At 67.6% G+C, this 12202-nt stretch carries 11 protein-coding genes; 5 read left to right on the top strand and 6 right to left on the bottom strand.

The annotated features are described in order from the left end of the window. Positions 1–119: 119 nt before the first annotated feature. A complete protein-coding gene (locus H9Y04_RS06040) occupies positions 120–1166 on the bottom strand; it encodes a vWA domain-containing protein (protein ID WP_187812611.1) in 1047 nt (348 codons plus the stop codon). 141 nt (positions 1167–1307) lie between these two features. Beyond that, positions 1308–1808 (bottom strand): lamin tail domain-containing protein, encoded by a 501-nt coding sequence (locus H9Y04_RS06035; RefSeq protein WP_187812610.1) that lies wholly within the window; start codon positions 1806–1808, stop codon positions 1308–1310. Positions 1809–2115: 307 nt separating this feature from the next. Between H9Y04_RS06035 and H9Y04_RS06030 the strand changes: the two genes are divergently transcribed. From H9Y04_RS06030 to H9Y04_RS06020, 3 genes are read left to right on the top strand one after another with little or no spacing between them, the layout of a single operon-like run. Then, entirely contained in the window at positions 2116–3420 is a 1305-nt protein-coding gene (locus tag H9Y04_RS06030) for a sugar ABC transporter substrate-binding protein (RefSeq protein WP_187812609.1), read from the top strand. A 22-nt stretch (positions 3421–3442) separates the two neighbouring features. Further along, complete coding sequence (locus H9Y04_RS06025; RefSeq protein WP_187812608.1) at positions 3443–4414, top strand: carbohydrate ABC transporter permease; 972 nt, start codon at positions 3443–3445, stop codon at positions 4412–4414. Then, a complete protein-coding gene (locus H9Y04_RS06020; RefSeq protein WP_187812607.1) occupies positions 4411–5244 on the top strand; it encodes a carbohydrate ABC transporter permease in 834 nt (277 codons plus the stop codon). The genes H9Y04_RS06025 and H9Y04_RS06020 overlap by 4 nt, the downstream gene beginning before the upstream one ends. 37 nt (positions 5245–5281) lie before the next feature. On the opposite strand, the gene H9Y04_RS06015 is transcribed toward H9Y04_RS06020, so the two are convergent. Both H9Y04_RS06015 and H9Y04_RS06010 read right to left on the bottom strand, forming a co-directional pair. Continuing rightward, positions 5282–6166, bottom strand: a complete 885-nt coding sequence (locus H9Y04_RS06015) for a chitosanase (protein ID WP_187812606.1) — start codon at positions 6164–6166, stop codon at positions 5282–5284. Between the two features lie 108 nt (positions 6167–6274). Further along, positions 6275–7000, bottom strand: a complete 726-nt coding sequence (locus H9Y04_RS06010) for an SDR family NAD(P)-dependent oxidoreductase (RefSeq protein ID WP_187812605.1) — start codon at positions 6998–7000, stop codon at positions 6275–6277. A gap of 160 nt (positions 7001–7160) precedes the next feature. On the opposite strand from H9Y04_RS06010, the gene qcrB reads away from it, so the two are divergent. Next, entirely contained in the window at positions 7161–8819 is a 1659-nt protein-coding gene (gene qcrB / locus H9Y04_RS06005; protein ID WP_187812604.1) for a cytochrome bc1 complex cytochrome b subunit, read from the top strand. 80 nt (positions 8820–8899) lie between these two features. Here qcrB and H9Y04_RS06000 read toward each other — a convergent pair whose 3' ends face one another. Continuing rightward, a complete protein-coding gene (locus tag H9Y04_RS06000) occupies positions 8900–9679 on the bottom strand; it encodes an SDR family NAD(P)-dependent oxidoreductase (RefSeq protein WP_187812603.1) in 780 nt (259 codons plus the stop codon). A gap of 289 nt (positions 9680–9968) precedes the next feature. Here H9Y04_RS06000 and H9Y04_RS05995 point away from each other — a divergent pair, with 289 nt between their 5' ends. After that, positions 9969–10625: an LURP-one-related family protein gene (locus H9Y04_RS05995; RefSeq protein WP_236070606.1), complete on the top strand. Its 657-nt coding sequence runs from the start codon at positions 9969–9971 to the stop codon at positions 10623–10625. Positions 10626–10688: 63 nt separating this feature from the next. Here H9Y04_RS05995 and proP read toward each other — a convergent pair whose 3' ends face one another. Further along, positions 10689–12188 carry a glycine betaine/L-proline transporter ProP gene (gene proP / locus H9Y04_RS05990; RefSeq protein ID WP_187812602.1) on the bottom strand — a complete coding sequence of 500 codons (1500 nt, stop codon included), beginning with the start codon at positions 12186–12188 and terminating at the stop codon, positions 10689–10691. Positions 12189–12202: the final 14 nt, after the last annotated feature.

Raw genomic sequence — 12202 nt, 5'->3', positions numbered from 1 at the left:
CTGATCATCGCAACTGCACACGAGACGATGCAACGCAATGCTTCTCACAGGCGCCCACAGGAACGCACGGGAACCGCAAGGGCCCGGACCCCGCCAGGAGTCCGGGCCCTTGAGTGCCGTCAGCCCTGCGTCATCAGGAGCAGCCGCGTCTGCGCCACCAGCTTCCTGTTCACGCTGGTGCTCTGGACGAAGATGGTGAACTCGTCGTTGTGATCCGGCTTGATGCGGACCTCCGCGTCCGGCAGGCCGAGGAGGGCTCGGGCCTGCGGGCCCGTGTAGACCTTGTCCGTCTTCTTCTCCAGGACCGCGATCTGCTTGCGGGCCTGCACCTTCTCCGACTTGCTCAACTCGTAGAAGGCGGCGCCGGTGCGGTAGGTGTGGCCGTTGTCGACGATCCAGGTGCGTATCGCCTCCGACCGGTCGACCGTGAGCAGCTGGTACGTGTCGGGCGCGACGGGCGTGAGGCCGGCCGCCAGAATCGTGTCCTTGTTGACCGTGTCCGCGCCCGTGGAGAACACGGCGCGCGAGCCGCGGATGCCCTTGGTGCGGCCCACCATGAACTTCTCGGTGGCCTCCTGGATGACCTGGCCGGCCTCTTCCAGGCCCTGGGTGCTGGTGGCGTCCCAGATCGCGATGTTGTCCTTCGGGAAGCCGCACTGCATGGCCTCGCGCTTGCCCATCTGGTCGGGGACGAGGACCGCGAGCGTCCAGTTGTCCTCCTGGGTCCGCGCCAAGTCGGCGACCGCCTGCACCAGTTGCCGAGGCGTCTTGCCCTGGCCGTCCGGGCAGCGGTGGCTGGTGTTCTCCTGACCGTCGGTCAGAACGAAGGTCAGGAAGCTGTGGTCCCCGTAGAGCTGGGCCGTCTGGGCCAGTTCGCGCTGCGACTTCAGGGTGGCGGCGAGCAGCGCCGTCGAGCCGTTCGCCCGGTACAGCTGCTTCAGGGACGGCATCCGCAGCACGTCCTTGTCATAGATGACGCACTCGACCTGGCTCGCGAACACGTACACCGTCACGCGCGTCTCCTGGTCCAACTCCTGTGAGCGGCGGGCCAGATAGGCGATCTGCTGGTCGGCCACCTCGACGACCTTGCGGCTGAGGTGGGACATCGACGAGCTGGCGTCGAGGACCAGCGCGACGTGGTTGATGTAGTTCTGCGATCCGGACATGAGTGATCCCCCTCGTCCCGGGCGCCTCCGCAGCGCCCGTTCGATGTCTCCATCTTCCCAGCAGGCACTGACAATTGATCTTGGTCGGTGAGGCGGGAAGCCCAGGTCGAGGGGGATGTGGCTCAGCGCGGCCCGGGCCGCTCAGCCGTGGAACTTCACGTACCCGTTGTTGTCGGGATCGCTGCCGGTTTTCGTGTACGAGTGGGAGTCCGCCCCGGCGCCGGAGGGCTTGTAGAGGTAGACCGTGTCGCCCGGGTTGTTCCAGATGAAGTTGCAGTTGTTGCGGTAGACCACGTTGTTCGCGTCGGAGTCCGTGCCGTTGCCGCCGCGCAGCTTGATGTAGTCGCCGGGCTGGAGCGTGTGGTTGTTCGTGAACACGAAGCGGTTGCCCGTCGCGTCCTTCACGACGTAGCCCTTCAGGTTCACCGTCGTGGTGCGCGAGTAGTTCTTGACGGTCAGGTACTCGTTCTTGGTGTTGCCGCCCGAGCAGCGGTTGTCGTCCCTGCCCGGAGCGTCGTACTGCACCCCGTACAGCTTGAGGGCTGAGGAGTATTCGGCCGCCTGTGCGGGGGCGGCGAGCGCGGTCAGGCCGCTCGTGGCGAGCACGGCGGTGACGGCGGCTATGACGGTGCGAGAGCGCAAGAAGGACTCCTCGGAAGTGGCCCCCGAAGGGGGGGTTGAGCATGGAACGGGCACAAGTTACACACGCGATCTCCACAGTTGTCCGGTGTTCGCTGAAAGCGACTGATACGTGCCTCACATCGGCGATTGCGTACCTGTCCGGGTCCGAATGGCGTTGCGTTGTGCGCAATGGCGCATGCGTATGTTGCATCGGTTGCAATGGTGATTACGGTTCGGCCGCGTATCGGGGATGGTCTGGACCGCTCGGGAAGCCCTGTGGTGACAATCACCCACGCAAATGGACCGCCATCCATGAAGGGGGCTCCTCATGAAGCGACGTGTCATCGCGGCAGCGATCGCCTTGACGCTCGGACTGACCGCCACGGCCTGCGGCGGCGACTCGGGGGACGGCGACGGCAACGGCAATGCGGCCGACGGCAAGGGCAAGACCCTGACCGTATGGATCATGGAGGGGACCAACCCCGACGCGCGCCCGTTCTTCAAGGAGGCCGCGGCCGCCTTCGAGAAGAAGACCGGGGCCAAGATCAAGGTCGAGTACCAGCAATGGGCCACCGCGAACCGGAAGTTCACCACCGCGATCGCCGGCGGTGCGGACCAGGTGCCCGATGTCGCCGAGGTCGGCACCACCTGGGTGCCGCAGTTCGCAGAGGCCGAGGCCTTGGTCGACGTCACCGAGGAGGTCGAGAAGTCCGGGCTCACCGACGATCTCGTCGAAGGCCTCAAGGACGCCGGCACGCTCGACGGCAAGCAGTACGGAATGCCCTGGTATGCAGGCGTTCGCTCAATTCTGTACCGCAAGGACATCTTCGAGAAGCACAAGATCAAGCCCCCGACGTCCTGGAAGGAGCTCCAGGACGCCGCCAAGGTGCTCAAGGAGAAGGAGCCGGGGCTGATCTCCTTCCCCGTGGCCGGCGGCGCCGAGATGTTCGCGGCCCCGTTCATCTGGGGCGCGGGCGGTGAACTCGCGAAGCAGGACGGCGGTTCCTGGAAGTCGGCGATCAACTCGCCCGAGGCGATCAAGGGCATCGAGTTCTACACGGACCTCGCGACCAAGGACAAGGTCTCCCCGGCCAAGGTCAACACCTGGACCGAGAAGGAGGTCGGCGACGCCTGGAAGAAGGGGCAGATCGCGATGTCCCTCTCCGGCAACTGGACCCCGAAGGCCTTCGTCGACGAGAACCCCGAGCTCGAGGGCAAGCTCGGCGCCGTGCCGATTCCCGGCCCCGACGGCGGGATGAGCCGTTCCTTCCTCGGCGGCTCCTATCTGTCCACGTTCGACACGGACAAGAAGGAACTCGCCTGGGAGTTCGTGAAGATGCTCACCACCGGTGAGTTCGCCGCCAAGTGGGCCGAGCAGACCAACTACTTCCCCGGCCAGAACTCCGAGCTGGAGAAGGTCGCCGCCAAGAAGGACCCGCTCGTCGAGCCCTTCGCCCAGCAGATGCTGGAGGCCGGCGCCACGGTCCCGAAGACGGAGTCGTACGGCAAGATCCAGGCCGCCCAGGTCGTCCCCGGCATGATCCAGTCGATCATCACCGGCAAATCCTCCGTAAAGGAGGCCGCGGACAAGGCGGCCCAGCAGATGGACGCGATCTTCGCCAAGGACAAGTAGGGCCTCGGCGACCGTGAAGAACATGCTCGCAGGCGGCGGGCAGGAGTCCCCTGTCCGCCGCCGCCCTTCCGCGGAGGCGCCGGCGGCCCGCCGCAGGCGCCTGGTCCACCTCACCCGCCCCTGGCTGCTGCTCGCCCCCGCGCTCGCGGTGCTCGCCGGACTGCTGCTCTACCCGATCTTCCAGGTCGGCAAGATCTCCCTGCAGGACTGGGAGGTCAAGTTCGGCGGCGGTGTGGGGGAGTTCACCGGGTTCGACCACTACACCGAGCTGCTCTCCAGCGAGCTCCTGTGGAAGACGGTCATGCCCAACACCGTCTTCTTCGCCGCCGCCTGCGTCGGCCTCACCGTGCTGCTCGGCACCCTGGTCGCGCTGCTCCTGAACCGGCTCGGGACCACCTGGCGTGCCATCTGCTCGGTGTCGATCCTGGCCGCCTGGGCGATGCCGGCCGTGACCGGCACGTATGTCTGGATCTGGCTCTTCCAGCCGGAGGAGGGCATGTTCAGCCAGCTCGCCGGTGCGCTCGGCCTGATCGATCCGGCCACCACCAACTGGTTCACCGAACGGCTGCCGTTCTATGCGATCGCCACGCTCAACGTGGTGCACCACGGCTTCCCGTTCGTGGCGATCACCGTCTTCGCCGGACTGCTCACGATTCCACGGGAGCTGTACGAGGCGGGGATGATCGACGGGGCCAATGCCTGGCAGCGGTTCTGGAAGATCACCGTGCCGACCATCCGTCCCGTCTTCCTGGTCGTCACGATCCTGTCGACCATCTGGGACTTCAAGGTCTTCACCCAGATCTTCGTGATGCCCGGCGGCAGCGGCTCCAACGAGGAGGTCTACAACCTCGGCGTCTACTCGTACATCCAGGCCTTCGGCCAGGACGACTACGGCGCAGGGTCCGCGGCCGCGGTGCTGCTCACGCTGCTGCTCCTGCTGATCACCGTCGTCTACATCCGCACGCTGTTCCGGCAGGGGGAGGAGGACCTGTGACAGCCCGCCGTTCCTCACCCGCCGCGCGCGCCGGTCTCGTGGCCGCCGTCGTCGCGCTCCTGGTCTTCACCCTGTTCCCCGTGTACTGGATGGTGTCGACCGCGCTCGATCCGAAGGCGAGCACCCGGGGCTCGGACGTGCTGCCCAGCGGCTTCGGCTTCGAGCACTTCGAGTTGGTCTTCGAGCGGGGCAACTTCGGAACGTTCCTGCTGAATTCGGCTTATGTCGGACTCGGTACGATCCTCGCGTCCGCGGTGCTCTCTCTGTTCGCGGCCGTCGCCGTGGCCCGCTTCAAGTTCCGCTTCCGCACCTCGGTGCTGATCATGGTCCTGATCGTGCAGATGGTGCCGCTCGAGGCCCTGGTCATCCCGCTGTTCCTGCAGATGCGGGACTACGAGCTGCTCAACTCGCTGCTCGGTCTGACGATCGTCTACATCGCGCTCTCGCTCCCGTTCGCCATCTGGACGCTGCGCGGTTTCGTCCAGGCGGTGCCCAAGGAGGTCGAGGAGGCCGCCTACATCGACGGGGCCTCATGGTTCCGGATGTTCCGCTCGGTGCTGCTTCCCCTGGTGGCGCCCGGGCTCGTGGCCACCTCGATCTTCGCCTTCATCACGGCGTGGAACGAGTTCGTGTTCGCGTACACCTTCATGAAGGACAGCGAGAAGTACACGGCGGCCGTGGGCATCTACCAGTTCTTCGGCGAGAACTCGACGGCCTGGGGGCCGGTCATGGCCAGCTCCACGCTGGTCACGCTGCCCGTGATGATCTTCTTCGTCCTGGTGCACCGGCGGCTCGGCTCGGGGCTTGCGGCCGGCGCCGTCAAGGGCTGACGGCGAGGGTCCCCGTCCGCGTGCGGACGGGGACCGCTCACTTCACGCGGTACGCATCCCCGTACATCCGCCACTCCAGCGGGGTGTCCAGGCGCAGGTTCCCGGCCTTGAGGAAGACCGCCTGTGCGGTGTCGATCCGGCTGGTGTCGCGATGGGCGTCGTGGGACTGCATCACCTCGCGCCGCACATCGAGGAAGGCCTTGAGGTACGCCTCCTCCTTGCCGCCCTCCGCCTTGGTCTTGGCGCGCTGCATGGCTTCCTCGCGGATCCCGTAGAACTCGGTGGGTCCCGTGCCGGGGCCGTGCATCACCATCGCGTCGTAGTAGACGAACTGGCCGAGGGTGTTCAGACCGTCCATCTTTCCTTGGCGTACGGCGGGATCGAAGTAGTCGTCGTCGCGCAGCCAGTCCTGTGCCTCGCGGAACTCGGGCCGCTCGGCCTCCTTCTTCCAGGCCGCGGGGAAACCGTCCAGGCCCTCGTGCGAGTCGGTGCCGTCGACCGCGCGCAGGGCGGGCAGATACTTCGCGAGCCCGTTGTCCGGGTGATCCTCCGTGTACTGCTCGACGAGCTTGAGCATGTCGTGCGTGCCGGAGCAGAAGCCGACGATGCCGGCGGTGTAGCCGTTGCCGTCGCCGATGTCCTCGATGTAGCCGTAGGTCGTCTTCCAGTCGAGCGTGGAGTTCTCGGCGCTCGCCACGATCTGCTGGGCCAGCTCCTTCTTGTCCGGCGCCGCGAGCCCGGGCGGCATCTTCTTGATGCGCTCCTCAAGCTCCTCCTGCGTCTCGCGCGCGAGGCCGTCCGCGCCCTGGGAGGCCGAGGGCTTGCTGTCCGGGCCGCCCGCGTCCGGCTCGGGGCCGAGCAGATAGACGGCGAGGGTCGCCACGGGAGCAATGGTGAGGAAGAGGCAACCGGCACGTTTCATGCGCACAGGGTAGGGCTCGGGCCACGGCCGCAGCCGAAGAGGGTGTCAGGTCGTCCGGTCCCTGCCGAAGGCGGCAGGGTCGTCTGTCCGCTGTCGGCGGTGAAGGCGTCAGGCCGTCTGTCCGCCGTCGACGGTGAATTCCGTGCCCGTGACGTACGAGGAGGCCTCCGACGCCAGGAACACCACCAGCGCGCCCACGTCCCGCGGCTGCCCCACCCGGCCGAGCGGCACATGCGACCAGTCGCGGCCCGCCGTGGCCTCGGCGATCATCGGCGTCTCTATGGCGCCGGGGTGCACCGAGTTCACACGGATGCGGTACGGGGCGAGATCGAGCGCCGAGGAACGGGTGAGGCCGCGCAGGGCGAACTTCGTGGAGCCGTACGCCGCATGTCCGGGCAGCCCCTTCAGGCCCGCCGTGGACGAGATGTTCACGATCGAGCCGCCGCCCGAGGCCTTCATCGCCGGCACCACGGCCTGGATCCCGAGGAACGGCCCGAGCAGATTGACCCGCAGCAGCGCCTCGAAGTTCTCGTACGTCTCCTCCTCGACCGGGGCCGTACGCCACAGGGCCGCGTTGTTGACCAGCGCGTCGAGCCGTCCGAACCGGTCGAGCGCGGCACGCACCACGGTGGCCCAGCTCTCCGGTCCGGTCACGTCGTGCCGTACGAACAGGCCTTGTTCCCCGAGGGACTTGGCCACCTGGTGGCCCTCCTCCTCGCGCACGTCCGTCACCACCACGCACGCCCCCGCCTCCGCGCACAGCCGGGCCTCCTCGGCGCCCTGGCCGCGCGCGGCACCCGTGATCAGGACCGTCCTGCCGTCGAGCGAGATCATGTGCGCCTCCCGTGCCTGCTGCGGATATGACGAATCGTCATACTCGCGGTGCGGCGCAGGAACATCAACGGGCGTGCGGCAACTCCGTTGTGGGGGGTACCTGTTGGCGCGGAAGGGCGCTGTGTCTACCCTGAAGTACGCCTGAAGGGGAGAGGCCGGAATGAGCAGCCAGGAGCGGATACGCAGTAATGGCCGGCCGGTCCAGCCGGCCAAGGGTGAACGTCTCGCCGACTGGGCCGACGGCCGTCTCGGCGTCTATGCGCTCGCCAAGTCGCAGATGCGCAAGGTGTTCCCGGACCACCCCAGCTTCATGCTGGGTGAGATCTGTCTGTACAGCTTCATCATCCTGATCCTGACCGGCACCTGGCTGACGCTGTTCTTCGAGCCGAGCCAGGTCGAGGTCGTCTACGAGGGCTCCTACGAGCCGCTCAAGGGCGTCCTGATGACCAGGGCCTTCGAGTCCACCGTAGAGATCAGCATGGATGTGCGCGGCGGACTGCTCATCCGGCAGATCCACCACTGGGCCGCCCTCGTCTTCGTGGCGGGCATGCTCGTGCACATGATGCGGGTGTTCTTCACCGGCGCCTTCCGCAAGCCGCGCGAGATCAACTGGCTGTTCGGCTGGACCCTGTTGATGCTCGCACTGATCACGGGCCTGACCGGCTACTCGCTGCCGGACGACCTGCTCTCCGGCACCGGCCTGCGCTTCGCGCAGGGCGCGATTCTCTCGATCCCGATCGTCGGCACGTATCTCGCGATGTTCCTGTTCGGCGGGGAGTTCCCCGGCACCGACATCATCGCGCGCCTCTACCCGATCCACATCCTGCTGCTGCCGGGCATCATGCTGGGCCTGGTGGTGGCCCATCTGATCCTGGTCTTCTACCACAAGCACACCCAGTTCGCGGGGCCCGGACGCTCCGAGAAGAAGGTGGTCGGTGCGCCCTTCTTCCCGATCTACGTGGCGAAGGCCGGCGGCTTCTTCTTCCTGGTCTTCGGTGTGCTCGCGTTCATGGGCGCGGTCGCGACGATCAACCCGGTGTGGCTCTTCGGCCCGTACCGCGCGGACCTGGTCACCACCGGCGCTCAACCCGACTGGTATCTGGGCTTCTCCGAGGGCCTGATCCGGGTGATGCCGGGATGGGAGATCAACGCCTTCGGCCATACGCTCGTGCTCGGCGTCTTCATCCCGTTCATGCTCTTCCCGGTGTACATGACGCTGATCGCGGTCTATCCCTTCATCGAGGCCTGGGTCACCGGTGACAAACGCGAGCACCATGTCGCCGACCGTCCGCGCAACGTCCCGACCCGTACGGCGCTGGGTGTCGCCTGGCTCGCGGGATATGCGGTGCTCCTGATCGGCGGCGGCAACGACATCGTGGCCACCAAGCTCCATCTGTCCATCAACGCGATCACCTGGTTCGTACGGATCGGCTTCTTCGTCCTCCCGGTCCTGGCGTTCTGGATCACGCGCCGGATCTGTCTCGGGCTGCAGCACCGCGACCGCGACAAGGTCCTGCACGGCCGGGAGAGCGGCACCATCAAGCGCCTTCCGCACGGGGAGTTCGTGGAGATCCACGAGCCGCTCACGCAGGGCCAGCGGTTCACGCTCACCTCGCATGAGCAGCGGTCGGCGTACGACCCCGGTCCGGCGGTCGACACCAACGGCGTGCGGCGGCCCGTCACGCGGGGCGAGCGGATGCGGGTGCGTCTGTCCAAGGCGATGTACGGGCCCGGTACCCAGGTGGAGAAGCCGACGGTGGAGGAGTACCGGGAGGTCACCAGCGGACACGGCCACGGAGGTGACGGGGGCGGCCACTGAGGTGCCGGGGCGGGCACTGAGGCACTTGGGTGTCCGTCCCCGTCCCCGCCCGGCCCTCGTGCCCGTCCTCGACCGCGGCGTCAGGGCAGGATCGAGTCGACATATCCGCCGTCGACCCGCACCGCACCACCCGTCGTGGCGGACGCCTGGTCGGACGCGAGGTAGACCACCATGTTGGCGATCTCCTCGGGTTCGATCAGGCGCTGCAGCAAGGACTGCGGGCGGTGCTCCCGCATGAACTCACGCTGGGCCTCGTCCCACGGCAGGCTCCTGTCGACCAGCTCGTACACGAACTCCTCCACGCCACCGGTGTGGGTGGGGCCCGCGATAACCGAGTTGACGGTCACGCCGGTGCCCGCGGCCTGCTTGGCAAAGCCGCGCGTGACCGCGAGCAGGGCCGTCTTCGACATCCCGTAATGGATCATCTCGGCCGAGTCGCTGGCGATGTTCTCGATCCGGCCCCAGCCGCGCTCGCTCATGCCGGGCAGGTACCGGCGGATGAGGCGCACCGCGGCGAGCACGTTGACCTCGAAGTAGCGGCGCCACTCGTCGTCGCTGATCTGCAGGGGATCGGCGGGCCCGAAGATCCCCAGGTTGTTCACCAGGATGTCCACCTGCGGCAACGCCGCGGCGGCCTCGCGCGCGCCGTCATCGGTGGTGACATCGGCCGCCACCGGCACGAGCTGTGCCGCGGGCACCTCGGCCCGGATACGGTCCACCGCCTCCTTCACCCGTTCCTCGGTGCGCCCGTTGATGCCGACGCGTGCGCCGGCCCGGGCCAAGGACGTGGCGATGGCGGCGCCGATGCCCTGGGTCGAGCCCGTGACCAGAGCGGTCCGTCCCGTCAGATCGATGTGCATGAGCTGGTGTACTCCTCGGCGGGTTGGTGGCTTGATGAGCCGGAGGGCCGTGGGTCCGTGTGGCCGGCCGGCCCGGCAGGTGGGCACCGGCTCGCATACCCAGCCTGTGGCGCGGGCAACGGATTGCGGACCTGGCACGCCGTACCGGATGCCGGCCGGCCGTGGCCGGAACGCCTCCCTCCGGCACTGAGTCCGCGGCAACGGGGGATTCGGTACCGGACAACCCCTGGTGCGCCTCCGAGTCCGCCACGGTTTCGGCCGCGCACCCGTGACGACTGGAGGCGCGTCGTTGGACGTTCAGACCCTGCAGCGGCAGGACCGGTTGCTCATCCGCCAGCGGGTCCGGTTCATGGTCGACCAGTACGAGGTGCACACCCAGGCTCCCGACGGCTCGGAGGGCGAGCTGGTCGCGTTCGTCCAGCAGAAGCGGATGGCCTTCAAGGAGAAGGTGACCCTGTACACGGACGCGTCCAAGGAGCGGGTGTTCGCCCAGTTCCGGGCGCGCAACGTGATCGATGTCGGCGCGACCTACGACGTCACGGATCCGTCCGGCGGCGAACTCGGCTCGCTGCGCAAGGACTTCAAGCGCTCGCTGCTGCGGTCCACCTGGTATCTGGAACAGCCGGGCGCGGCCAGGGCGAAGGGCGAGGAGAGCAATGCGGCGCTCGCGATAGTGCGCCGCGTCTGGGAGTTTCTGCCGTTCCTCAACGCCATACCCTTCGCCTGGCCGTACCACTTCACGTTCAGGTCGCAGAGCGCGCCGCAGGACGGTGCGGCGGGCAAGCCGGCCGGGGCGGAGGGCGCGTCCGACGGCGCCCCCGCCTTCTCGGTGACCAAGAAGTTCGCGCTGCGCGACCGGTATCAGGTGGACATCGCGGACCCCCGCCTCGACCGGCGCCTTGTCATTGCTCAGGCAGTCGCTCTGGACGCCCTGCAGTCCCGCTGAGAAGACCCGCGGGGCCGCCCCGACGAGGGGCGGCCCCGCGCCGGGCTCAGAGTCGTGCCGTCTCTAGAAACGGCCCGCCGGAGCCTGGGCCTCGGCGATCTCCGCAGCCTCCTGAGGGGTCTCCACCGAGGGCGGTGAACCCTCCAGCGGCCGTTGCGCCGTCTCCTTCATGCAGGCCACGGCCACCAGGCCGACCAGCGCCGCGCCCATCGCGTAGTACGCGGGGAACATGTCCGTGCCGGTCACCTGGATGAGCGCGGTGACGACCAGTGGTGTGGTGCCGCCGAACAGGGAAGCCGACAGGTTGTAGCCCACGGCGAGGCCGCCGTAGCGCACATGGGTGGGGAACAGGGCGGGCAGCGCCGCGGACATGGTGCCGAGCAGGCACACCAGCGACAGGCCGAGCATCAGCATGCCCGACGAGACCGCGAGCAGACTGCCCTCCTGTACGAGGGCGAAGGCCGGGACCGACAGGACGAGGAAGCCGAGCATGCCGGCCGTGAGCAGCGGCTTGCGCCCGAAGCGGTCCGAGAGCCGGCCGACCTGGTTGATGACCAGTATCAGCACGACCATGGTGGCCACCAGGATCAGCAGTCCATGGGTCTCGCTGTAGTGCATCTCGTCGGAGAGGTACGTCGGCATGTACGAGAGCAGCATGTAGTTCACGATGTTGTACGCGCCCACCAGACAGATGCACAGCACGAGCGTGCCCCAGTACTGCCGGAAGATCTTCTTGAGATCGCCCTTCATGGAGCTCTCCACCGCGGTGGCGGCCTCGGAGGCCTGATACGTGGTGGAGTCCTCCAGCTTCTGGAACGCGGGGGTCTCGTCCAGGCGCAGCCGCAGGTAGAGGCCGACGAGGCCGAGCGGTCCGGCCACCAGGAACGGCACGCGCCAGCCCCATGCCTCCATGGTGTCGCTGCCGAGAGCGGCGGTCAGCCCGGTGACCAGGCCGGCGGCTCCCACATAGCCGGCCAGCGTGCCCAGTTCGAGGAAGCTGCCGAAGAATCCGCGGCGCTTGTCCGGCGCGTACTCCGCGATGAAGGTCGAGGCGCCGCCGTACTCGCCTCCGGTGGAGAAGCCCTGAAGCAGCCGGAAGAGGATCAGCAGGACGGGAGCCCAGAAGCCGATGCTGTCGTACGAGGGGATGAGGCCGATGGCGAAGGTGCCCACGGCCATCATGATCATGGTGAGGGCCAGCACCTTCTTACGGCCGACCTTGTCGCCCATCGGTCCGAACACCATGCCGCCAAGGGGGCGCACCAGGAACGCCACGGCGAAGGTGGCGAACGACGAGAGCAGCTGCGCGGTGTCGTTGCCCGACGGGAAGAAGACATGGCCGAGGGTGACGGCGAGATAGCTGTAGATGCCGAAGTCGAACCACTCCATGGCATTGCCGAGGGAAGCGGCCTTCACGGCGCGTTTCACCGCCGCCTGGTCCGTCACGGTGATGTCGGTGCGCCGCAGCCGGGGGTTGCGGCGGCGTTCGAGCGCGCGGAACAGCAGGCGGTGCCGTCTGAGGGCCTGCGGATCGGCCTCGGTGTCGTGGCCGTCGGGGGACATGGAGCGACCTTTCG

Origin of the sequence: Streptomyces polyasparticus (assembly GCF_014493765.1) — a bacterium.
Taxonomy (GTDB): Bacteria; Actinomycetota; Actinomycetes; order Streptomycetales; family Streptomycetaceae; genus Streptomyces; species Streptomyces polyasparticus.
This window is presented reverse-complemented; position numbering and strand designations above follow the sequence as displayed.